General features: G+C 68.9%; 22 protein-coding genes. 8 read left to right on the top strand and 14 right to left on the bottom strand.

The window, feature by feature from the left end; translation table 11 throughout:
• Nucleotides 1–5: 5 nt before the first annotated feature.
• Genes PX554_RS10090 through PX554_RS10080 form a run of 3 tightly spaced genes read right to left on the bottom strand, consistent with a single transcriptional unit; the run spans nt 6 to nt 3,100 of the window.
• Complete coding sequence (locus tag PX554_RS10090) at nt 6–1,586, bottom strand: type II and III secretion system protein family protein (RefSeq protein ID WP_275501278.1); 1,581 nt, start codon at nt 1,584–1,586, stop codon at nt 6–8.
• 1 nt (nt 1,587) lies between these two features.
• Nucleotides 1,588–2,589 carry a Flp pilus assembly protein CpaB gene (cpaB, locus tag PX554_RS10085; RefSeq protein WP_275501276.1) on the bottom strand — a complete coding sequence of 334 codons (1,002 nt, stop codon included), beginning with the start codon at nt 2,587–2,589 and terminating at the stop codon, nt 1,588–1,590.
• 31 nt (nt 2,590–2,620) lie between these two features.
• Nucleotides 2,621–3,100 (bottom strand): A24 family peptidase, encoded by a 480-nt coding sequence (locus PX554_RS10080; RefSeq protein WP_275501274.1) that lies wholly within the window; start codon nt 3,098–3,100, stop codon nt 2,621–2,623.
• Nucleotides 3,101–3,147: 47 nt separating this feature from the next.
• On the opposite strand from PX554_RS10080, the gene PX554_RS10075 reads away from it, so the two are divergent.
• Together PX554_RS10075 and PX554_RS10070 are read left to right on the top strand one after the other, a co-directional pair.
• A complete protein-coding gene (locus tag PX554_RS10075; RefSeq protein WP_275501271.1) occupies nt 3,148–4,095 on the top strand; it encodes an alpha/beta fold hydrolase in 948 nt (315 codons plus the stop codon).
• Nucleotides 4,092–5,186 carry an NAD(P)/FAD-dependent oxidoreductase gene (locus PX554_RS10070; RefSeq protein WP_275501270.1) on the top strand — a complete coding sequence of 365 codons (1,095 nt, stop codon included), beginning with the start codon at nt 4,092–4,094 and terminating at the stop codon, nt 5,184–5,186. The genes PX554_RS10075 and PX554_RS10070 overlap by 4 nt, the downstream gene beginning before the upstream one ends.
• Before the next feature lie 36 nt (nt 5,187–5,222).
• On the opposite strand, the gene PX554_RS10065 is transcribed toward PX554_RS10070, so the two are convergent.
• Both PX554_RS10065 and PX554_RS10060 read right to left on the bottom strand, forming a co-directional pair.
• On the bottom strand, nt 5,223–5,825 hold the full coding sequence (locus PX554_RS10065) for a CC0125/CC1285 family lipoprotein (protein WP_093219431.1): 603 nt from the start codon (nt 5,823–5,825) through the stop codon (nt 5,223–5,225).
• Nucleotides 5,826–5,954: 129 nt separating this feature from the next.
• Nucleotides 5,955–7,070, bottom strand: coding sequence for an FAD-dependent oxidoreductase (locus PX554_RS10060; protein WP_275501267.1), 1,116 nt, complete (start codon nt 7,068–7,070; stop codon nt 5,955–5,957).
• Between the two features lie 54 nt (nt 7,071–7,124).
• Here PX554_RS10060 and PX554_RS10055 point away from each other — a divergent pair, with 54 nt between their 5' ends.
• Entirely contained in the window at nt 7,125–7,571 is a 447-nt protein-coding gene (locus tag PX554_RS10055) for a MarR family winged helix-turn-helix transcriptional regulator (protein ID WP_275501265.1), read from the top strand.
• A 105-nt stretch (nt 7,572–7,676) separates the two neighbouring features.
• On the opposite strand, the gene PX554_RS10050 is transcribed toward PX554_RS10055, so the two are convergent.
• The 6 genes from PX554_RS10050 to PX554_RS10025 are packed head-to-tail and all read right to left on the bottom strand — an operon-like array spanning nt 7,677 to nt 11,992.
• The gene (locus PX554_RS10050; RefSeq protein WP_093219426.1) at nt 7,677–7,952 is read right to left on the bottom strand and encodes an HPr family phosphocarrier protein; all 276 of its coding nucleotides are present in this window, start codon (nt 7,950–7,952) and stop codon (nt 7,677–7,679) included.
• Nucleotides 7,949–8,356 carry a PTS sugar transporter subunit IIA gene (locus PX554_RS10045; RefSeq protein WP_093219424.1) on the bottom strand — a complete coding sequence of 136 codons (408 nt, stop codon included), beginning with the start codon at nt 8,354–8,356 and terminating at the stop codon, nt 7,949–7,951. The genes PX554_RS10050 and PX554_RS10045 overlap by 4 nt, the downstream gene beginning before the upstream one ends.
• 16 nt (nt 8,357–8,372) lie before the next feature.
• Nucleotides 8,373–9,323: an RNase adapter RapZ gene (gene rapZ / locus PX554_RS10040; protein ID WP_275501258.1), complete on the bottom strand. Its 951-nt coding sequence runs from the start codon at nt 9,321–9,323 to the stop codon at nt 8,373–8,375.
• Nucleotides 9,320–9,748, bottom strand: coding sequence for an HPr kinase/phosphorylase (locus PX554_RS10035; protein WP_093219418.1), 429 nt, complete (start codon nt 9,746–9,748; stop codon nt 9,320–9,322). Before PX554_RS10035 ends, rapZ begins: the two co-directional genes overlap by 4 nt.
• Entirely contained in the window at nt 9,745–11,316 is a 1,572-nt protein-coding gene (locus tag PX554_RS10030) for a sensor histidine kinase (RefSeq protein WP_275501254.1), read from the bottom strand. Before PX554_RS10030 ends, PX554_RS10035 begins: the two co-directional genes overlap by 4 nt.
• Nucleotides 11,285–11,992 carry a response regulator transcription factor gene (locus tag PX554_RS10025; RefSeq protein ID WP_093219413.1) on the bottom strand — a complete coding sequence of 236 codons (708 nt, stop codon included), beginning with the start codon at nt 11,990–11,992 and terminating at the stop codon, nt 11,285–11,287. Before PX554_RS10025 ends, PX554_RS10030 begins: the two co-directional genes overlap by 32 nt.
• A gap of 274 nt (nt 11,993–12,266) precedes the next feature.
• On the opposite strand from PX554_RS10025, the gene PX554_RS10020 reads away from it, so the two are divergent.
• The 5 genes from PX554_RS10020 to PX554_RS10000 all read left to right on the top strand — a co-directional run bounded on the left by PX554_RS10020 (nt 12,267) and on the right by PX554_RS10000 (nt 18,690).
• Nucleotides 12,267–13,874: a phosphoenolpyruvate carboxykinase gene (locus PX554_RS10020; protein WP_275501251.1), complete on the top strand. Its 1,608-nt coding sequence runs from the start codon at nt 12,267–12,269 to the stop codon at nt 13,872–13,874.
• A 110-nt stretch (nt 13,875–13,984) separates the two neighbouring features.
• A complete protein-coding gene (locus PX554_RS10015) occupies nt 13,985–15,085 on the top strand; it encodes a mechanosensitive ion channel family protein (protein WP_093219408.1) in 1,101 nt (366 codons plus the stop codon).
• 222 nt (nt 15,086–15,307) lie between these two features.
• On the top strand, nt 15,308–16,765 hold the full coding sequence (gene guaB, locus PX554_RS10010) for an IMP dehydrogenase (RefSeq protein ID WP_275501248.1): 1,458 nt from the start codon (nt 15,308–15,310) through the stop codon (nt 16,763–16,765).
• A 213-nt stretch (nt 16,766–16,978) separates the two neighbouring features.
• Nucleotides 16,979–18,154, top strand: coding sequence for an RsmB/NOP family class I SAM-dependent RNA methyltransferase (locus tag PX554_RS10005; RefSeq protein WP_275501246.1), 1,176 nt, complete (start codon nt 16,979–16,981; stop codon nt 18,152–18,154).
• A 32-nt stretch (nt 18,155–18,186) separates the two neighbouring features.
• Nucleotides 18,187–18,690, top strand: a complete 504-nt coding sequence (locus tag PX554_RS10000) for a tetratricopeptide repeat protein (protein WP_093219397.1) — start codon at nt 18,187–18,189, stop codon at nt 18,688–18,690.
• A 28-nt stretch (nt 18,691–18,718) separates the two neighbouring features.
• Here PX554_RS10000 and PX554_RS09995 read toward each other — a convergent pair whose 3' ends face one another.
• The 3 genes from PX554_RS09995 to xylB all read right to left on the bottom strand — a co-directional run bounded on the left by PX554_RS09995 (nt 18,719) and on the right by xylB (nt 22,816).
• A complete protein-coding gene (locus PX554_RS09995) occupies nt 18,719–19,945 on the bottom strand; it encodes an MFS transporter (protein WP_093219394.1) in 1,227 nt (408 codons plus the stop codon).
• 97 nt (nt 19,946–20,042) lie between these two features.
• Nucleotides 20,043–21,353: a xylose isomerase gene (gene xylA, locus PX554_RS09990; protein ID WP_093219391.1), complete on the bottom strand. Its 1,311-nt coding sequence runs from the start codon at nt 21,351–21,353 to the stop codon at nt 20,043–20,045.
• A complete protein-coding gene (gene xylB, locus PX554_RS09985) occupies nt 21,353–22,816 on the bottom strand; it encodes a xylulokinase (RefSeq protein ID WP_275501240.1) in 1,464 nt (487 codons plus the stop codon). The genes xylA and xylB overlap by 1 nt, the downstream gene beginning before the upstream one ends.
• Nucleotides 22,817–22,818: the final 2 nt, after the last annotated feature.

Raw genomic sequence — 22,818 nt, 5'->3', positions numbered from 1 at the left:
AAGCGTCAGTTGTCGAAGCCGGGCGCCGCCGCGCCGGGCTGCTGCGATTTTGGATCGGTCGCGGCCACCGCCGTGCCGCGCGGCGGTGGCGCGGCGGGCGTGCCCGGCATCGGCGGCGCGGGTGTCGCCGCGCCGATCGCCGGCGGTGCCGTCACGGGCGCGACGAGCCGCGGCTTGGGCCGTTGCGCGCCGCTTGTCCCGCCGCCGAGCTGGCCGAACAAGATCTGGTCGAGATCGGTCGGCGCCTTATAGCCGTCGGTCGGCAGCACGATCTGGTTGGCGTCGACCGGCTTGACCAGATACGGCGTGATGACGATCACCAGTTCGGTCTCGTTGCGTTTGAACGCGTTCGATCGGAACAGCGCGCCGAGCACCGGCATGTCGCCCACGCCGGGGGCCTTGCTGATCGCGTTGTTGTGGTCGTTCTGAAGCAGCCCGGCGATCATGAAGCTCTGCCCGGAGCCGAGTTCGACCGTCGTCTCGGCGCGCCGTGTGCTCAGCGCGGGAATCGTCGCGCCGCTGATCGTCACCGCGCCCTCGGAGGTCAATTGCGACACTTCGGGCCGGACGCGTAGCGAGATGCGCCCATCGGCGAGCACGGTCGGCGTATAGGCGAGGCTGACGCCATATTGCTTATACTCGACCGAGACCGCGCCGAGCCCCTGGCTGACCGGGATCGGGATTTCCCCGCCGGCGAGGAAGGTGCCGGTCTCGCCCGACAGGGCGGTGAGGTTGGGGTTGGCGAGCGTCGTCACCTGGCCGTCCTGCTCGCCGAGATCGAGCGAGGAGAGGATGTTCACTCCGAGCAATTTGCCCGCCGCGCCGATCGTCGTTCCGTTCGCGATCGAAGTCAGCACGCTGCTGCCGCTGTCCGCCTTGGACATGCCCGTGAACAGGCCGCCGGACGGGGTATATTGCGGCACGGCGGGGCGTCCCTGGCCGAGGCCGAACTGGAAACCGCCGGCCTTGTCGTAGGTGGTCAGGTTGACGCCGATGTTCTTCACGAAGCTGCGGCTCACTTCGGCGAAGCGCACTTGCAGGTTCACCTGCAGCGGCGTCGCGGTCTTCAGCCGCGAGAGCACCTTGGTGGTGTCGCCGACGAAGGACTGGACCAGCCGTTCGGCCTCGGCGCCGTCGCCGGGGCTCGCGATCGTGCCGGTCAGCAGCACCAGACCGTTCATCGTCGTCGCGATGATGTGCGAATCCGGCATCGCCATGTCGAGCATCTGCTGGATGGTGTCGAAATTGTTGCCGACGCGCACGGTCGCCGAATACACCACTGCGCCGCCGGCCGCCGTGGCGGACACCGTCGTCTCGCCCTGGCCCTTGCCGAACACGTAGAGCTGGGTCGGCGAGCGGACCTGCACATCGGCGATCGCGTCGCTCGCCACGAACACGTCGGTGATCGGGCGGGGCAGGTCGATCAGGCGCCCGCGCCCGGTGCTCACCTGCAAAAGCGTGCTGGCCGGCACCACGGCGGCGACGGCGCGCCTCGCCGGCGCGTGCTTCAGCGGCGCGGCGCTCGCCGCGCCCGCGATCAGCGCGGCAGCCAGCGGCCAGCCGATCGACTTCGAAACAGCGCGCATCCTATTTCTTCCCCCCAACCGCGACATCGGTCACGGTATTGCCACGCGCGATCCGCACGACCGGCCCCTTGGCCAGCGCCACCGCGCCCCCCGGCGCGGTCGCATCGACCGGCTTGCCCGGCACGGTGCGGCGCTGGAAGCGCGACACGTCGGCGCCGGTTTCATACGAAAGGCTGCCCGCGCTCGGCTGCGCGGCGACCTTGGCGATCATCGCCTTCTCGGCCTTGGGATCATTGCCGTCGGGCACGTTCACCGCGCCGCTGGCGATCGCCTGTTCGAGTTCGGACGGATTATCGGCGAGGCTTCGCAGGGAGAGCGAAAGCTGCCCGAGCGTCTGCACCACCGCGATCTGCTCGGCGAGCTTGGGCGTCGCCTCCAGCGTCACCATCGAGAAGCTGCGGACCTGGGTCTTGCCGGTCTCGTCGACGCTATTGTCGGTGCGCTGGTCGGTGGCGAGGACGCGCAGGTTGCGCATCACCGTCTCGGCGACCTTGAGCGGCGGCCCGTCGCCGCCGCCCACCACGTTCTGCGTGAGCACCAGATCGATCCGGTCGCCGGGAAACACGAAGCCGGCGACGCTGCTCTGCTGCGAGACCGGCACCGTCACCGCGCGCATGCCCGGCCCGAGCGCGGCGGCCAGGAAGCCCCGGTCGCCGGGCTTGACCAGCGCGCCCTGCGTGATCGGCTGGCCGGCGGTGATCGGGTTGCGCACCACCGTGCCTTGCAGCGATTTGGCGTCGAAATTGCCCTGGCGGATGAAATAGGCGTTCTCGACCAGCTCCTTGGGCCAGGGCTGGTACTTCAGCGCGGTCGCGTCGAGGATCGTGCCGACCGGCAGCGCGCGTGTCGCCACCAGCACTTCGGGGCCGCTCACCGGCGCGGCGGTCGCGATCGCCGCCGCCTGGGGCGTCGGCGCGCCCACGATCAGGCTGCGCGCCAGAAAGGCGGTCACGGCGGCGACCACCAGCGCGCTCGCCAGCAACAGGATTTTGCGACTGTCCATCTCGGCCTTTCGACGCCCGGCTAATTGGAGTTCAAGCAACTATGCTTGGGTGGTTAAGATGCAGTTCACGCATCGCGAGCAGCGCCGCGAAGGCGATCGCGACGCCGTACGGCACCTCGATCGGCGTGGTGCGGTCGCGGGCGCGATCGAACAGCATCACGATGGTGAGCGCCCCGCCGGCGATCGACATCACCACCAGCATCCACACCAGCGCCTGCAGCGGGAACCACAAGGCGAGCGCACCGATCATCTTGACGTCGCCGCCGCCCATCCAGCCGAACGCGAACACGCCGCAGAACAGGCCGAACACGGCGGCCGCGAGGCCGATCTGGAGCGCCATGTCGGGCCACGGCGCCATGCCGCTCGCGTGCCACCACAGCGGCGCGAGCAGCGCGATGGCGATGTTCTTCCAGTCGGCGATCTCGCGCGTGCGCGCGTCCTCGATCCCGGCCCAGACCAGGAGCAGCGCCAGCGCGCCCGGCAGCAATGTCACGAATAGCGTCCCACCCATCTGAAAGCGCCTAGACGGAATGGCTTTCAAAAAAGTAACCAGAGTCGATGCTGTCGCCGCACTCCCATCGCCGCGCCATTCCCGCCGGCGCCCGGGTCGGTTTCTGGCGCGCGCGCGACGGGTGGATGCTCCGCCGGTTCGACTGGCCGGCGGATGCCAGCCCGCGCGGCAGCATCCTGTTCCAGGCCGGGCGCGGCGACGTGTTCGAGAAATATCTGGAGACGTTGGCGCACTGGCACCATCAGGGCTGGTCGATCAGCGCGTTCGATTGGCGGGGGCAGGGCGGCTCGGGGCGGCTGTCGGGCGACCCGCGCGTCGGCCATGTCGAGGATTTCGCGCTCTACGTCGCCGATTTCGAGGAATTCTGGCGGGTGTGGCGCAAGGGCGCGGTTGGGCCGACGGTCGCGATCGGCCATTCGATGGGCGGCCATCTCGTGCTGCGCGCGATGGCGGAAGGGTGCATCGCGCCCGATGCGGCGGTGTTGGTCGCGCCGATGCTCGGGCTGAAGACCCCGGTCGGCGCCGGCTTCGGCGAATGGGCGGCGCGGCGGATCGGCGGGCGCGGCGATGGTGCGCGGCGGGCGTGGCGCGGCAACGAGCATCCCGCCACCACCGCGACCCGCCAGGCGCTGCTCACCCATGACGATGCGCGCTATCGCGATGAGATCCACTGGCAGACGGTGCAGCCCGATCTTGTGCTCGGGCCACCAAGCTGGCGCTGGCTGATCGAAGCCTTCGCCTCGACCCGCCTGCTGCGCGCCGACCCGCGCCTCGCCGACGTGCGCGTTCCGGTGCTGATGCTGCTCGCCGAGTACGACCAGCTCGTCTCGGCGCGCGCGGCGCTGCGCGTGGCGGCGCGGCTGCCGGACGCGCGCGTGGTGCGCTTCGGCCGTGAGTGCGCGCACGAGATCTTGCGCGAGGTCGATGCGGTGCGCGACCGCGCCCTCGCCGAGATCGACGCGTTCCTGGCCGCGCGCCTGGGCGGGCGGCCATGACGGGGTTCGACATCGCGATCATCGGCGCGGGCATGGCCGGCGCGAGCGTCGCCGCCGCGATCGGTGACCGCGCCCGCGTGCTGTTGATCGAGGCGGAAAGCGCGCCCGGCTATCATGCCACCGGCCGCTCCGCCGCCTTCTGGTCGGAAACCTATGGCGGGCCGGGAGTCGCGCCGCTCACCACCGCATCGGGTCCGGCGCTGCAGGCGGGCGGGTTTCTCCAGCCGCTCGGCTCGCTCCACATCGGCCGCGCCGGGGACGCGGCGGCGATCGAGCGGTTCCTCGCCGAGTTCGCGGGCAGCGGCATCGCGCTCGAACCCGTCGATCCCGCCGATCACGTTGCGGGCCTGCGCCCCGAATGGACGCTCGGCGTGTTCGAGCCGAGCTGCGCCTATATCGACGTGGCGGGGCTTCACGCCGCCTGCCTCGCCGCCGCGCGGCGCGCCGGTGCGGTGCTGGCGGTCGATTCCCCACTCCGCGCGGCGACGCGGAGCGGCGGCGGGTGGACGATCGTCACCGGCGGCGAGACCTATCGCGCGGGGGTTCTGGTCAACGCGGGCGGCGCATGGGCGGATGCGGTCGCGCGGATCGCCGGCGCCGCGCCGATCGGCATCACCGCCTATCGCCGCACCGTCGTTCAGTTGCTCACCGATCCGCCCGCCCCCGCGGGGCTGCCGCACGTCGCCGACATCGCCGGGCGCTTCTATTTCAAGCCCGAGGCGGGCGGGCGGCTGTGGCTCAGCCCGCATGACGAGACCCCGGCCGCGCCGTCCGACGTTCAGCCCGAGGAGATCGACGTCGCGCTGGCGATCGACCGGTTCGAGCACGTCGTCGATTGGCGCGTCGCCCGCCTGGAACGGCGCTGGGCGGGGCTGCGCAGCTTCGCGCCGGATCGGCTGCCCGTCTATGGCTTCGATCCGCGCGTGCCCGGCTTCTTCTGGTGCGCGGGGCAGGGCGGGTTCGGCATCCAGACCGCGCCCGCCGCCGCCGCGCTCGCCGCCGCCGTGCTGCTCGGTACTACGCCCGATCCGATCGCCGCGGCGATCGATCCCGCACGCTACGCGCCCGCCCGCCTCGCGGCGCCGGCGTGACGCGGCGCGCCCCGGCCTCCGCCAGGGCGCGCGGAGTCAGCGCTTGCTCGGCTCGGGCATCACGATCGTCGGGCCGAGGTTCTTGATCACGTCCCGCGCGTCGAACGCGCGGACGTTGCCCTCGGGCTTCGGACCATGCCCGAGCACGATCTCGGCATGCGCCTCGTATTTATCGATCGTCTGGATGTCGATGTTGCGATCCCAATAGGGGCCGCCCGCGAACGGGCTCCAGGATCGCCACCCGAAGCCGCGCCCGTAATAGCTCCACGCCGGACCCCAATACCCATAAGGTCCGCCGACGAACGGCTCGGGCGTCGCATAGGTGCGCGTGCTCTTGTCGGTCTGCCGGTCGGCGAGCACGAAATAGTCGTAGCCCTGCTGCACGGTGAGTTGCGCGGCGCGGAACAGCAGATAGCGCTCGACCGTCTCGCGCGGCGTGTAGCCGTTGCCGGCGAAGCTCACCATGAATCGGTTCGCCTCGATCTGGCGGTCGCTATAGCCGGTCCGCGCGAAGCCCGATCCGGTCGCGGGGCGATACGGGGTCTGCGTCGCGCAGCCGGCGGCGAGCAGGGTGGTGGCGAGCAGGGCGCCGCTCAGCGCCCGGTTCAGCGTGCGGGGCAAGGTTCGGGTCTTGGACATCGGGGCCTCCAAAGGGTCGGTGCTCACGACAGGCCGTGCCGCGAACACCGCCAGTCGAAAACGCCCCGCCGACGATAAAGTCGCGGCGCGCGATGTCCCGTGACAAATTTGATATCCGGCCCCCCCCCGTTATCCGCCCAGCCGGGCGCGATAATGGTCGAGCATCGGGGCGGCGCCCGCGCCCGACAGCACCGCCGCCATCCCGCGCGCGGCCGCCTGCGCCGCCGGCACGGCACGCGCGACCATCGCCGCCTCATAGCGCGCGATCGCCGGCCACCCCGCGCCCGACGTCAGCGCCGCCGCGAGATCGACCGCATCGGCGAGCGCGAGGTTGACGCCTTCGCCCGCGAACGGCGACATCAGATGCGCGGCGTCGCCGAGCAAGGTCACGCCCGCGACGCTCGCCCAGCGATGCCCGATCGGCAGCGCGTATAGCGGCCGCACGCCGAGCGGATCGCCGCTGACGATCATGTCGCGCAGCATTGGGGACCAGCCTTCGAACACCGCCAGCGCCGCAGCGCGCACCGCCTCGGGCGGCATCGCGCCGAGCGCGCGCGCATCCGCCTCGTCGATCCGCCAGCCGGCATAGCCGCGAATGTGGCCGTTGCCGTTGCGCTGCCCGATCAGCGCGCGGTTGTCGCCGACCGCGAACATCTTGCCGGCCCCGACCAGCGCATCGACCTGCGGGTGCCGCCGCGTATCGAACCCGAGTTCGACGAACACCGCGCCTTCATAGCGCGGCCGGGCATCGCCGAGCAGCGCGCGCACCTTCGACCAGCCGCCGTCCGCGCCGACCACGACATCGAACGCTTCCGCCCCCGCCGCGCTGACGACCATGTGGCCCGCATCCCCAAGACGGATCGCCTCGACCCCGCTGTTCCAGCGCACCATCCCCGGCGGAACCGACTCGAGCAGGATGCGGCGCAGCGCGCTGCGGTCGATCTCGGGGCGATCGTCGCCCGCGCCGTCGCGGTCGAACAGCAACGTGCCGTCCGCGTCGTAGAGCCGGTCGCCCTGATCCTCCGGCCGCGCGTGCGTGCGGAACGCGTCTTCCAGCCCAGCGGCGCGCATCGCATGCTGGCCGGTGTCGGAATGCAGATCGAGCGATCCGCCCTGCGGCCGCGCATCGGCATCCGCATCGCGCTCGAACACCACCGGCGCGAGCCCGCGCAGGTGCAGCAATCGCGCCAGCATCAGCCCGCCGGGGCCGCCGCCGATGATCGCGATGCGTGGGTCGATTGTCATACTGGCCTCCTCGATGTACATAGGGGCCTATACATAAACATAGGAGCCTATGCAATGGCCGAGTCCGTTTGGACGCCGATGCTCACGCCTGGTCATTATTTCACCCGCATCGCGCGCGCGCTGGCGCGGATCGGCGACAAGCGGCTCGCGGCGGTCGGCTTCGCGACCGCGCAGCTTCCGGTGCTGTCGGCGCTGCGCGACGGCGAGAAGAAATCGCAGACCGAGTTGGCGCGCTGGGCCAAGGTCGAGCAGCCGACGATGGCGCAACTGATCGCGCGGATGGAGCGTGACGGCCTCGTCCAGCGCGAACCCGATCCCGCCGATCGCCGCAGCAGCCTGATCTCACTCACCGAAACCGCGCGCGAGCGGCTCCCCGCCGGGCGCGAGATCCTACGTCAGGGCAATGTCGAGGCGATGCGCGGATTGTCCGACGCCGAGGTCGAGACGCTGCTCGGGCTGCTCAAGCGCGTCCTGGCCAATGTGGAGGCGATGGAGGGCTGACCTGAGCACTACACCGTTCGTGCTGAGCCTGTCGAAGCACGTGCGTCAAACACCGGGCCGCTTGGTCCGTGCTTCGACAAGCTCAGCACGAACGGATCGTAAATCTCAATCCTCGCCGAAGCGCGCCTCGACCAGTTCCGCCAACGTGCTCACCGCCTGCTCGGCGCCGTCGCCCTCGGCGCGGATGACGATCGAATCGCCCATCGCCGCGCCCAGCATCATCAGCCCCATGATCGACGTGCCCGTTACCGATCCGGCGCCGTCCTTCTCGACCGCGACCTCGCAGGGGAGCGTCGAGGCGAGCGTCACGAACTTGGCGCTCGCGCGCGCGTGCAGGCCGCGCTTGTTGGTGATGAGGACCGTCCGGGCAATCTGGCTCACGCCGCCGCTTCTCCCAAAACTTCGGAGGCTACCGATATGTATTTACGGCCAGCTTCGCGCGCCGCGGCGACCGCGTCCACCACTTTCATCGCCTTGCGTGCCGATTCGAGCCGGATCAGCATCGGCAGGTTGATGCCCGCGATCACCTCGATCCGCCCGCGCTCCATCAGCGAGATCGCGAGGTTGGAGGGCGTGCCGCCGAACAGATCGGTCAGCACGATCACCCCGCGCCCGGCATCGACCGTCTTGATCGCAACCGCGATGTCGTTGCGGCGCGCTTCCATGTCGTCATCGGGGCCGATCGCGACGGTGGCGATCCGTTCCTGCTTGCCGACGACATGCTCCATCGCGGTCACGAACTCGTCGGCCAGCCGACCGTGGGTCACCAATACGAGCCCGATCATCGCCGAATCCTGCTCATCAAATCTGCGTCCCGCCCCCGTCGGCTGCCTCGCGGGCGCCCTCCAGCGAGTCTTGCGGCGATGCAGCAAGATCACGATGCGCGACCGTGGGGGAAAAACCGGCGTCACGCAACCGTGCCGCGACCCGCTCCGTGACATGAACCGATCGGTGTCTCCCTCCGGTACAACCGAAGGCGATCGTCACATAGGATTTTCCCTCCGCCCTGTAGCGCGGCAGCAACAGCAGCAGCAGCGATTCGATCTGCCGCAGCGCGGCGTCATACGCGGGGTCTCCGGCGACATAGGCGCTGACATCGGCATCGAGTCCCGTTCCGGGACGAAGCTCTGGCACCCAATGCGGGTTGCGCAGGAAGCGCATGTCGAAGACGAGATCGGCGCTGCGCGGCAGCCCGCGCGCGAAGCCGAACGACATCACCTGCAAGGTCGGCTCGCCGAGCCGCTCGCCCGAGAAGGTCGCGCGGACCTGCTGCGCGAGTTCGTTGGCGGTCATGTCGGTGGTGTCGATCAGCCGGTTGGCCCAACTGCGCAGCGGCGCCAGCAGCTCGCGTTCGCGCGCGATGCCGTCCACCGCCGGCCGGTCGAGCGCGAGCGGGTGGCGCCGCCGCGTCTCCGAATAGCGACGCGCCAGCTCGCCGCCCGCGCAATCGAGGAACAACGTGCCGATATCGAGCCCGTGGCCTTCGCGCAGCGAGTCGATCCGGCCGACGATCCGGGCCGGATCGAAGTCGCGCGTGCGCGCGTCGATGCCGATCGCGAGCGGCTGCGACGATCCATCCGCGCCCTCGGGCAGCGGCGCGCTCAGCAGCCGGTCGAGCAGCGCCAGCGGCAGATTGTCGACGATCTCCCAGCCGAGATCCTCCAGCGTGCGCAGCACGGTCGATTTGCCCGCGCCCGACATGCCGGTGACCAGTAGGATATCCTTGCGGTCGCCACCGCTCAACGTGTTCATGATGTTCCGCCTGTGACCCGCCGCAGCGCCAATTCCACTTTGAGCGGCGCAGAAGCCTCATGAGAATCGACCCGAACCAGCGGAATTGCAATGCCGTTGATCGTTTCGCTCAGCGATGCTTCGGGCATCCGCATCACCGGCTCGCCGAGCCGTACCACCAGGGCCACGGGCGCCGCCGCGCGATGGGGCAGGGGGATGATGCCGATCCCGCGCACCTCGATCAGCCCCGCGATCGTCGCGGGAGGCGCGGCGGTCAGCGTGCCTTCGGCGACCGTCAACAGCGTCTGGTCGTCGCTCACCAGCGTGGCGCCGCGATCGATCAGCCGCAGCGCCAGATCGGACTTGCCGCTGCCCGAAGCGCCGATCAGCAGCACCGCCTGCTCGCCGATCGCCACGCAGGTGGCGTGGAGCCGCGCGGGTGTCATGCCCGCGGCCCGGCCGGCAGCCGCACCACGAAGCGCGCGCCGTGCATCCGGTCGTCCCGCGATTCGACATGGATCGTGCCGTGATGCGCCTCGACGATCGTCCGCGCGATGGCGAGGCCGAGCCCCGAATGCTTGCCGAACGATTCGTCCTCGGGCCGGAACGAATGGAAGCGGTGGAAGATCGTCTCGCGCGATTCTTCGGGAACGCCCGGCCCTTCGTCCTCGACGCGGATCACCAGTTCGTCGCCCTCCTCGGCGGCGGAGATCGCGATCACGCCGCGCTCGGGCGAGAAGGAGATGGCGTTGTCGATGAGGTTCTCGAACACGCGTTCCAGGCGCGCGCCTTCCCCCAGCACGATCAGCGGCCCGCCGCCGATCGGGCGATCGAAGCGCAGCACCACGTCATGCCCCACGCCGCGCGCGCCGTGCTGCGCGATCAGCCCGGCGATCAGCGCGCCCAACTCCACCGGTTCGAACTTGGCGCGGCCGAGCTGCGCGTCGAGCCGCGACGCCTCGGCGATGTCGGTGATGAGCCGATCGAGCCGGTGGACGTCGTCGCGCACGATCGCGAGCAATTGCCGCTGCAGCTCGGGATCGCGCACGCTGGCCAGCCCCTCCACCGCCGACCGCAGCGAGGCGAGCGGATTCTTCATCTCATGCGTCACGTCGGCGGCGAACGCTTCGATCGCGTCGATCCGCGCGCGCAGCGCGAGGCTCATGTCGGACAGCGCCCGCGCGAGCATGCCGATCTCGTCGCGGCGCGAGGGCAGGCGCGGCACCACCACCTCGCGCGCGCGGCCGAGCCGGACGCGCACCGCCGATCGCGCCAGCCGCCGCAGTGGCCGCACGATCGTGCGCGCGAGGAACAGCGACAGCAGCACCGAGACGAGCGAGACGATCAGCAGCACCACGCTCAGCCGGAACCGTTCGAACCGCACCGTCTGGGTGATGTCGCGCGCGTTGACCGTCGTCATCACCACGCCGTCGCCGGGCACCGCGGCGGCGGCGGTGATGACCGGGGTGCGGTCGGGCGCGCGCCACACCGTCGCCGGCGCGCGCTGGCTGCCGCGCGCCAGTTGCACGTCGGGCCAGTCCGCCCCCGCAGCGTGCTCGCGATACAAAGGCGCGCGGGGGGCACCGACGACGGTGTCGATCATCGCGTCGAGGAACCGCGCCGCCGCCATGCCCCAATCCTGCTTGTCGGGGTCGAGCAGCACGAAGTTGCGTTCCCCCAGCGCGCGCGTGTCGAGCACGGGCCGGCCCGCGTCGTCATACAGGCGGATGCGCGTGCCGGTATCGCGCGCCAGCCTGAGCGCCACCCCGGCCCGCGCGTCCGGCGCGACCGCGCCGAGCGCCTCGGCGATCAGCCGCGCCTCGCGGCCGGCCTGCGCGACGCGGCTGTCGACGATCCGGCTGCGGTACGAATCGAGATAGAAGAACCCGCCCGCCAGCAGCGCCAGCGCGAACACGTTGACGAACAGGATGCGCGGGGTCAGCGAGACCCGCGCGGACCAGCGGAGCGTCAGCTCGCGGTCGTCACTCTTCGGAAAAGCGATAGCCCGCTCCATACAGCGTCTCGATCGCGTCGAAATCGGCGTCGGTCTGCCGGAATTTGCGCCGCACGCGCTTGATGTGGCTGTCGATGGTGCGGTCATCGACGTAGATGTCGTCGTGATAGGCGGCATCCATCAACTGGTTGCGCGTCTTCACCACGCCGGGCCGCTGCGCCAGCGCTTCCAGGATCAGGAATTCGGTGACGGTCAGCGTCACGTCGGCGCCCTTCCAGGTCACGCGGTGGCGGGCGGTATCCATCGACAGCCGCCCGCGCACCAGCACCGTCTCGGCCGGCTCGCCGCTCTCGGGCGCGGCGGGCTGCGACGCCTCGGTGCGGCGCAGGATGGCCCGGATGCGCGCGATCAGCAGCCGCTGCGAGAAGGGCTTGGCGATATAATCGTCCGCCCCCATCGCGAGGCCCAGCGCCTCGTCCAGCTCATCGTCCTTCGAGGTGAGGAAGATCACCGGGATCGTGCTCTTCTCGCGCATCCGCCGCAGCAGTTCGAGCCCGTCCATGCGCGGCATCTTTATGTCGAAGATGGCGAGGTCGGGCGGGTTGTCGATCAGCGCCTTGAGCGCGGTCTCGCCGTCCGAATAGACGCGCGTGAGGAACCCCTCGGTCTGCAGCGCGATCGACACCGAGGTGAGGATGTTGCGGTCATCATCGACGAGCGCGATCGTAGCCGTCATCGCAAAAACACACCTTGGTTGCCGGGGCACCGCGTTAGTCCAAAGCGCAAGGCCGCTCAACACCGCCGCCGCCAGATCGAGCGCCCCGACGCGCGCAGGATTTCACAGACAAATGACAATCCCGGCGCCGATCGCTTCGCGTCTTGCCGAAATCAAACATCGCGCCCTCATAGTAATCGCGTCGTTTGACCCCCGGTTACGCGCGCGATATGCCGATCAGGTCATGAGACACGCGCACGATCGACACGATCGGCCGTACTGGGGAGAATGAGTGATGAGCCACCGTATTCCGAACGCGGACCTCGCCGCGCGGGGCATCCAAACCAATGCCAAGCTCAACTGGAATCTGCCGACCGCGCGGCTCGTCGAGGCGGCGGTCGCGCGCGGCGAGGGCAAGCTCTCGATCGACGGCGCGCTGGTCGTCGAGACCGGCGCGCACACCGGCCGCTCCGCGCAGGACAAGTTCATCGTCCGCGATGCCGAGACCGAGGATACGGTCTGGTGGGGCAAGACCAACAAGGGCATGGCTCCCGATCATTTCGCCGCGCTCAAGGCCGATTTCCTCGCCGCGCTCGCCGACAAGGACGAGCTGTTCGTGCAGGATCTGTTCGGCGGTTCGCAGCCCGAATATCGCGTCCATGTCCGCGTCGTCACCGAACTCGCGTGGCACAGCAGCTTCATCCGCACGCTTCTCGTCCGCCCGGAAGAGCATGAACTCAAGGGCTTCGACGCCGAATACACCATCATCGACCTGCCGAGCTTCCGCGCCGACCCCGCCCGCCACGGCACCCGTTCCGAGACCGTGATCGCGGTCAACTTCACCGAGAAGCTGATACTGATCGGCGGCACCAAATATGCCGGCGAGATGAAGAAGTCGGTGTTCGGGCTGCTCAACTACAAACTGCCGCCGATGGGCGTCATGCCGATGCATTGTTCGGCCAACATCGGCCCCGAGGGCGACACCGCCGTGTTCTTCGGCCTGTCGGGCACCGGCAAGACCACGCTGTCGGCCGACGCCAGCCGCACGCTGATCGGCGACGACGAACATGGCTGGTCGGACACCGCCGTGTTCAACTTCGAGGGCGGCTGCTACGCCAAGATGATCAACCTCTCGCCCGAGGCCGAGCCCGAGATCTACGCGACCACCAAGCGCTTCGGCACGATCCTCGAGAACGTGGTGATGGATCACGAGACGCGCACGCTCGATTTCCACGACAACAGCCTCGCCGAGAACAGTCGCGGTTCCTATCCGATCGACTTCATCCCCAATGCCTCGGCCGAGAACATGGGGCCGGTGCCCCAGAACATCATCTTCCTCACCGCCGACGCGTACGGCGTGCTCCCCCCGATCGCGAAGCTCACCCCCGATCAGGCGATGTACCATTTCCTCTCGGGCTATACCGCGCGCGTCGCCGGCACCGAGATCGGCGTGACCGAACCCTCGGCGACCTTCTCGACCTGCTTCGGCGCGCCGTTCATGCCGCGTCATCCTTCGGTGTACGGCAATCTCCTCAAGGAGCGGATCGCAAAGGGCGGGGTCGATTGCTGGCTGGTCAACACCGGCTGGACCGGCGGCAAATACGGCGTGGGCCGCCGCATGCCGATCAAGGCGACGCGCGCCTTGCTCAACGCCGCGCTCGACGGCAGCCTCAACGGCGCGCAGTTTCGCACCGATCCCAATTTCGGCTTCAGGGTGCCGGTGGCGGTGACCGGCATCGACTCCGCGATCCTCGATCCGCGCGAGACCTGGGCGGACAAGCACGCCTATGACGCCACCGCCGCTAGGCTGGTCGATCAGTTCGTCGAAAACTTCGCGCAATTCGCCGATCATGTCGATGAAGGCGTGCGCCAGTCCGCGCCCAAGGCCGCGACGGCGGTCTGATCGCCGCGCCCGGACGGTCGCGCCGAGAGGCCGTCCGTCCGGGACGATCGCATTCGCGGTCATGCTGCGCCTGCGAGGAACGCTTGCCCGCGTGAGCGGTTATCGCGCGCATGTCGAGCGTCACTATCGCCGGATGGACCGTTCCCGCCTCGCTCGTCGATGTCGCGACGATCGCGGTCACCGTGCTGCTCGCGCTCGCCGTCCACTGGCTGCTGATGAACGCGCTGCGCCGCATCGCCGAACGCACCCCCGGCTCGGCGGACGACATCTTCGTCACCTACGCCAAGCGCCCGCTGCAATTCATCCTCATCACGCTCGGCCTCGCGATGGTGCGCGAATCGCTCGATCTCGGCAAGACCGGCACGATCCTGTGGGCGCGCGCGGCGGGGATGCTGGTGCCCGCCCTGATCGGCTGGCTGGCGATCAACATGATCCGGGCGAGCGATCAGGCGATCGCGCTGTTCGCCGACATCACCGTCGCCGACAATCTGCGCGCGCGCCGGCGCCGCACGCGCAGCGCGATCCTCACCCAGATCGCGCTGCTCGGTGTCGGCTTCGTCACCATCTGCCTGATGCTGCTCAGCATCCCGAGCGTGCGCAGCGTCGGCGTCACGCTGATGGCCTCGGCCGGCCTTGCGGCGCTGGCGGTCGGCGCCGCCGCGCAGCCGCTGCTCAAGAACGTCATCGCCGGCATCCAGATGGCCTTCACCGAACCGATCCGGCTCGACGACGTCGTCATCATCGAGGGGGAATGGGGCAAGATCGAGGAGATCCGCCTCACCTATGTCGTCGTCAGGATCTGGGACGAGCGCCGGCTGGTCGTGCCGGTCTCGAAGTTCCTCGAGGACAGTTTCCAGAACTGGACGCGCACCGGCTCGGAGTTGCTCGGCTCGGCGTTCTTCTATCTCGATCCGACCGCCAACATCGCCCGCCTGCGCGAGAAATACACCGAGATCGTCAGCGCCAACTCGCGCTGGGACGGTCGCGCGCAGGTGCTGCAGGTCACCGACATGAAGCCCGATGCGATCGAGGTTCGCATCCTCGCCACCGCGCGCGACGCCGGCACCGCGTTCGATCTGCGCTGCGATCTGCGCGAGGCGTTGCTCGCCTATATCCGCGATGAAATGCCCGAGGCGCTCCCGCGTCGCCGCGCCGAACTGGGGCGGGACGCGTGGCACAACAAACCTGACCAACCCACCCGTTCGCCCTGAGCTTGTCGAAGGGCGTGTCTCAAACGGCGCGCTCCGGGGCACGTGCTTCGACAAGCTCAGCACGAACGGGGAAGAGAGACGAGCCTCCGCTACTTCACCATCACGGAACCCTCCGCGCCTCCACGTGAACAATCCTTCACCCCGCACCCCTAGCGCCAGCGGAAGCCGTTGTTTACATGGACCGCCACGACTCGCTTAGCCCCCAAGCAGGAACGGCACTCCATGGACATTCGCCTCGGCCTCACTTTCGACGACGTCCTGCTGTACCCGGCCGAGAGCGATATCGTCCCCAGCCAGACTGACACCGCCACGCAGCTTACGCGCGGCATCGCGCTCGACATTCCGATCCTCTCCTCGGCGATGGACACCGTCACCGAGGCCGACATGGCGATCGTGATGGCACAATTGGGCGGCATCGGCGTGCTGCATCGCAACCTCACCGTCGAGGATCAGGTCGCCGCCGTCCGCGCGGTCAAGCGGTTCGAAAGCGGCATGGTCGTCAACCCGATCACCATCGCCCCCTCGGCCACGCTCGCCGAGGCGCAGGCGATCATGAAGCGCCACAAGATCAGTGGCATCCCGGTGGTGGAAAGCGACGGCCGGCTCGTCGGCATCCTCACCAACCGCGACGTGCGCTTCGCCGAGAACCCCGCGCAGCCGGTCTCCGAGCTGATGACGCACGACAATCTCGCCACCGTCTCGCCCGGTGTCACCTCGGAGGAGGCGCGCCGGCTGCTTCACCAGCGCCGCATCGAGAAATTGCTGGTGGTCGACGAAGCGTATCGCTGCATCGGCCTCATCACCGTCAAGGATATCGAGAAGGCGGTCACCTATCCCAACGCCACCAAGGATGCGACCGGCCGCCTGCGCGTCGCCGCCGCCACCACCGTCGGCGACAAGGGGTTCGATCGCACCGCCGCGCTGATCGACGCCGAACTCGACCTCGTCGTGATCGACACCGCGCACGGCCATAACCGCGACGTCGCGCGTGCGGTCGAGCGGGTCAAGAAGCTGTCGAACTCGGTGCAGGTGATCGCGGGCAACGTCGCCACCGGCGAAGCGACGCGCGCGCTCATTGACGCGGGCGCGGACGGCATCAAGGTCGGCATCGGCCCCGGCTCGATCTGCACCACCCGCGTGGTCGCCGGCGTCGGCGTGCCGCAATTGACCGCGGTGATGGACTGCGCCGAGATTGGCCAGAAATATGGCGTGCCCGTCATCGCCGATGGCGGCATCCGCACCTCGGGCGACATCGCCAAGGCGCTCGCCGCCGGCGCGTCGTCGGTGATGATCGGCTCGCTGCTGGCGGGCACCGAGGAGGCGCCCGGCGAGACCTTCCTGTATCAGGGCCGCGCGTACAAGAGCTACCGCGGCATGGGCTCGGTCGGCGCGATGGGGCGCGGCTCGGCCGATCGTTATTTCCAGGGCGACATCAAGGACCAGTTGAAGCTGGTGCCCGAGGGGATCGAGGGGCAGGTCGCCTATAAGGGCCCGGCCAAGGACGTGATCCACCAGCTCGTCGGCGGTATCCGCGCGGCGATGGGCTATACCGGATCGGCGACGATCGCCGACCTGCAACAGCGCGCCCGCTTCGTGCAGATCACGGGTGCGGGGTTGCGCGAGAGCCACGTCCACGACGTGACGATCACGCGCGAGGCGCCGAACTACCCGACGCGGTGAGGGCGGGGGGCGCTCGATGATGCGTCTGCCGAGATATTGAGCAAGCGCCTCTTCACCTCGAGCCCGTTCGTGCTGAGCGCAGTCGAAGCACGTGCCTCACGTCCGCCGCACGGCTTCGGCCTGTTCTATCCCCTGTAAAACTGGCAAAGATTTAAGCATGATCTTGCCTGCACACGCGTCCGCCGCATGCCCCCTCGTAAGCGGACGCGCCGCGTGACGCCCTCCGCCCGCGCCCAAGCGGCGATCGACCTCCTCGACGAGATCCTCGCAGCCGCCCGCGCCGGCGGCGCGGCGGCGGATACGCTGATCGCGCGCTATTTCGCGACGCGCCGCTATGCGGGCAGCAAGGATCGGCGCGCGGTGCGCGAGTTGGTCTATGCGGCGATCCGGCTGTGCGGGGCGCCGCCGGTCAGCGGCCGTGCGGCGATGCTCGCGGTGGCCGCGCGCGATCCTGCGCTGGCGGCGCTTTTCACGGGCGAGGGCCACGCCCCGGCGCGGATCGCGGCGGATGAGCCGGTCGCTCCCGAGGGCATCGCGCCCGAGTGGCTGCGCGCGGCGCTCGCGGAGTCGGGCCTCGCCGATGCCGAACTCGCCGCGCTGGTCGAGCGCGCGCCGCTCGACATTCGTGTCAATCGGCTCGTCGACATGCCCGTCGCGATCGCGGGCGCCGCGCCGATCGCGGGCCTGCCCGATGCGCTGCGGCTGCCCCCGGGCGTCAACGTCGAGGCGCTCCCCGAATGGGCGGCGGGCGCGATCGAGGTGCAGGATGCCGGCAGCCAGGTCGTCACGCTGGCTGCGCGCGCCGCACCGGGCCAGCGCATCGTCGATCTCTGCGCGGGCGCCGGCGGCAAGACGCTCGCCCTTGTCGTTGCAATGATGAATCAGGGTGCGATCTTAGCCAGCGATAGCGATCGTGGGCGACTTTCGCGACTTTTGCCCCGAGCCGCGCGCGCCGGCGCCTCGATCGTGACGACGCGCCTGCTCGATCCGGGCCGCGAAGGCGAGGCGCTGACCGACTGGACCGCGCAGGCCGATTGCGTGCTGATCGACGCGCCGTGCTCGGGCACCGGCACATGGCGGCGCAACCCCGAGGCGCGCTGGCGGCTCACGCCTGATCGGCTCGCGCGGCTGGTGGAGACGCAAGCCCGCCTGCTCGACGTCGGCGCGGCGCTGGTCAAGCCGGGCGGGGCGCTCGTCCACATCGTCTGCTCGCTCCTCGATGTCGAAGGTGCGGGGCAGGTGGCGCGCTTCCTCGCCGCCCGCCCCGGCTGGCGCGCTGAGCCGCTCGCGCTGCCCGTCGGGCGCGCACACGGCGATGGCGTGCGGCTCACGCCGGCGCACGACGGCACGGACGGCTTTTTTGTCGCGCGGATGCAGGCCCCGTGTTAACTCGGAGCATTGTGCCGAAACTGGAGTGGATCATGCGCTATCTGTCCGTCGCCGCTGCCGCCGCGATGACGCTGTTGACGGTATCGACGGCGGTGCATGGCCAGCGCCCGGACAGCGCGATCGACGCGCGCGCGCTGGCGCTGGTCGACAAGGGCCGGGCGGCGCAGGCGACCGGCAACCTCGACGGTGCGATCGACGCCTATGAGAGCGCGCTGGCGGTCGATCCGCGCACCCGGCAAGCATTCATCGGTCTCGGCGAGGTCGCCCGCAAGCGCGACCTGCCCGGCAAGGCGATCCGCTTCTACCGCGAGGCGCTGGAGTTGCAGCCGGATGACGTCGCCGCGCTCAAGGAACAGGGCGAGGCGCTCGTTCAGCAGGGCGCGGTCGAGCGCGCGAAGACCAACCTCACCAAGCTGCGCGCGGTCTGCGCCAAGCGCGCTTGCCCCGAGATCTCGCAGTTGAGCGCGGCGATCGCCAAAGGGCCGCCGATCGTGACCGCCTCCGCCACCCCGGCGGTGAAAAGCGAGAAGAACTGACCGGCGCGATCACGCCGGATCGTCGCCGTTACGCTTTCGCTTGTTCGACGAAGTCCACGTCCCGCCGCTCGGGACCGATCGCGGTCCAGATCACGATCACGATCGCGGTGATCCCGGCGACCAGCGCCAGCGCGAAGCCATAGTCGCCGCCGTGGCTCTCCGCCACGCCTGCCTGTATCACGGCGTTGCGCGAGGCGATCAAATTGCCGAGTTGATAGGCGAAACCCGGAAACATGCCCCGCACCGCCGCCGGTGACAGTTCGTTGAGATGGACCGGCACGATCCCCCAGGCGCCCTGCACCGCGACCTGCATGAGAAACGCGCCGGCGCCGAGCATCACCGGCGTGGTCGAGAATGCCCAGAGCGGAATAACCGGCAGAGCGCAGAGCGCGCCGATGATGATGGCGCGCTTGCGGCCGATCTTCTCTGACCAGATACCGAAACCAATTCCACCGACGATGGCACCCGCGTTCATTACCATCGCAAGCAGGCCGGCGGTGTGGGTGGAGAGGTGATGCTGTTCTTTGAGGAAGGTCGGATACACGTCCTGCGTACCGTGGCTGAAGAAGTTGAACGCCGTCATCAGCACAACGAGGTACAACGCGATCTTCCAGTTATCGACCAGGGCGGTGAGCGGGTTGATGCGTGGCTTTTCGGCGAGCGCCTCGAACGCGGGGCTTTCCTCGACGTGCATGCGGATCAGGAAAACGAGAATTGCGGGCACGACGCCGATCAGAAACATGCCGCGCCAGCCGATATGGTCGAACAGCAGAAAGAACACGAGGCTCGCAAGGAAATAGCCGGACGGATACCCGCTCTGCAGCAAACCGGACACGAAGCCGCGCATCCTCGCGGGGATGCTTTCCATCACCAGGCTGGCGCCGATGCCCCATTCGCCGCCCATCGCGAAGCCGAACAGCGCGCGGATCACGAACAACGACGTCAGCGACCAGGCGAACGCCGACAGCACCGAGAAGGCCGAGAACGCGAGGATGACGATCATCATCACCGGCCGCCGGCCGTATCGGTCGGCGAGCAGCCCGAACACGAACGCGCCGAACGGCCGTGCGGCGAGCGTGAAGAAGGTGGCTTCGGCGGTGGTCTTGACGTCGGTGCCGAACTCCCGCGCGACCGCCGAGAACATGAACACCATCAGGAAGAAATCGAACGCGTCGAGCGTCCAGCCGAGATAGCTCGCCCAGATCGAGCTCTTTTGCGCGCTGGTCAGCGCTTTGAGGTCGGCGAAGATGCTCATGAGGCCCCCGGCTGCGTGTCGGGGTTACGTGGCACGGCCGGCCGCGCTTGGGAAGCACTGGCCGCCACCCGACAGGTCGGGTGACGGCCGGTTAAGATCAGACGAAACGGTTGACGAGGTTCTCGAGCCGCTCCTGCTGGCCCGAACGCGGCTTGGGATCGAACGCCTTTTCGACCGCCAGATCGGCGATGCCGGCGAGATCAAGCCCGCCGATCTGCGTGCCGAGTTCCCCATTCCAGCCGGCGTAGCGCTCGGCCTTGATCGCATCGACGCGACCGTCCTCGATCAGCTTGGCCGCGCCGAGCAGGCCGCGCGCGACCGTGTCGATGCCGCCGATGTGGCCGTAGAACAGATCGACCGCGTCCATCGACTGGCGACGCACCTTCGAGTCGAAGTTGAACCCGCCATCGGTGAAGCCGCCGGCGCGGAGAATTTCGACCATCGCCAGCGTCAGTTCCTCGGGCGAGTTGGGGAATTGGTCGGTATCCCAGCCATTCTGGTGATCGCCGCGATTGGCGTCGATCGAACCGAACAGGCCGAGCGCGTTCGCCGTGGCGATCTCATGCTCGAACGTGTGGCCGGCGAGCGTCGCGTGGTTCGCCTCGATGTTGACGCGCACTTCGTTCTCGAGGCCGTAGCGCTTGAGGAAGCCGTACACGGTCGCGGTGTCGAAGTCGTACTGGTGCTTGGTGGGCTCGTGCGGCTTCGGCTCGATCAGGATCGTGCCCTTGAAGCCGATCTTGTGCTTGTGCTCGACGACCAGGCTCAGGAACCGCCCGAAATTGTCGAGCTCGCGCTTGAGATCGGTGTTGAGGAGGGTCTCATAGCCCTCGCGGCCGCCCCACAGCACGTAGTTGCTGCCGCCGAGCCGGTGAGTCGCTTCGAGCGCGTCACGCACCTGCATCGCGCCGAACGCATAGACCTCGGGGTCGGGGTTGGTCGCGCCGCCGGCGGCGAAGCGCGGGTGGCTGAACAGATTGGCGGTGCCCCACAGCAGCTTGCGGCCCGATGAGGCCTGAAGCTTTTCGAGGTGATCGACCGCTTCGGCGAAATACTGGCGATGCTCGGCGACGTTGTGCGCGTCGGCCATCACGTCGATGTCATGGAAGCAGTAGAACGGGATGTCGAGCTTGGTGAAGAAGTCGAACGCGACTTCGCGCTTGATCGCGGCGGTCGCGCTGTCGTTCGGGCCCTGATGCCACGGGCGGTTGAAGGTGCCGCCGCCGAATACGTCGCTGCCCTGCCAAACGAAGGTGTGCCAGAAACAGGCAGCGAAGCGGAGATGGTCCTCCATCCGCTTGCCGAGTACGACCTTATCCTTGTCGTAGAAGCGATAGGCCAGCTCGTTGGTGCTGTCCGGCCCCTCATATTTGATCGTCGGGATGTTCGCAAAGAAGTCGATGGCCATCAGGCACTCCTTGGGGTGATATTCTGGGGGGTGATGTGAGCATAGGCGTCGCGGAACGCGGCGAGCTTGGGGGCGAGCCGATCGACCAACGCGGCATCGGGTTCGATGACGTGGGCGACTGGCGGTGCGACGCAGACTTCTGCGGGCGAGCCGCCATCGACCGCGATCTGGGCAAGCCGGGCGGCGCCGAGCGCCGGGCCGACTTCGCCTGCCTGAAGATAGACCAACGGCGTGTTCAACGCAGCCGCGAGCGTCGCGCCCCAATAGCGTGAGCGTGCGCCGCCGCCGATCACCGACAGCTTGGCAACCTCAGTGCCTGCACCGCGGAGCGCGTCCAGCCCGTCGGCGAGCGCGAAGGCGACGCCCTCGAGCACGGCCTGTGCCAGCCGCTCAGGGCCGGTGTCATTGTCCAGCCGCAGGAACGCGCCGCGCACTTCGGCATCGTTGTGCGGCGTGCGCTCGCCCGAGAGATACGGGAGGAACAGTTCGGGGCCGCTCGCAGGACCGGCCTTTTCGGCGCGCGCGAACAGATCGGCCGCACCCGCCGCGCCGGTCAGCCGCGCGACCCAGTCGATGCAGGAGGCTGCCGAGAGATGCACCGCCATCTGATGCCACATATCGGGCAGGCAGTGGCAGAAAGCGTGGACGGCGCGCGCCGGGTTGGGCCGGAAGGCATCATTGGCGACGAAGATCACGCCCGACGTGCCAAGCGACAGCAGCGCGTCGCCATCCTTGACGACACCGACCCCCGCCGCGCCCGCCGCATTGTCGCCGCCGCCGCCCGCGACCGGTACCTGCGGCATGCCCCACAGTTCGGCCACCTGCGCGCTCAGCCGCCCGGTGGTTTGCGGGCCTTCGACCAGCGCCGGCATCTGGCTGACGTCCAGCCCGCACGCGGCGAGCAGGTCGTTGCTCCAGGTCCGACCGGCGACATCGAGCCAGAGCGTACCGGCCGAATCGGACATGTCCGATGCCTTTTCGCCGGTCATCAGCAGGCGAACATAATCTTTCGGCAGCAGCACCAGCTTGGTCGCGGCGAACACGTCGGGTTCGTGCTTGCGCACCCACGCCAGCTTGGGCGCGGTGAAACCCGGCATGACGATGTTGCCGCCGACCGACTGGAACAGTGGCGTCGCGGCTTCCAACTCGGCGCATTCGGCAGCGCTGCGACCGTCGTTCCACAGGATCGCCGGGCGCAAGGGTTTGTCGTCAGCGCCGAGCAAGGTCGCGCCATGCATCTGGCCGGCGAGGCCAATGCCGCGCACCGCGCGCCGCACATCGGCATCGATCGCCTGCACCGCGGCGGTGGTCGCCGCCCACCAGCTATCGGGATCCTGCTCGGACCAGAGCGGGTGAGGGCGCTGCACGGTGAGCGCGGCCGTGCCCTGACCCACCACGCTGCCGTGGGTGTCGAGGACGACGGCCTTGACGCCCGACGTGCCGATATCGATGCCGAGGAACATGC

The sequence above is a fragment of the Sphingomonas pollutisoli genome (assembly GCF_029167165.1).
GTDB classification, from domain to species: Bacteria; Pseudomonadota; Alphaproteobacteria; order Sphingomonadales; family Sphingomonadaceae; genus Sphingomonas; species Sphingomonas pollutisoli.
Note: the sequence above shows the minus strand (reverse complement) of the source record. Positions and strands in the feature narration are given on the sequence as shown.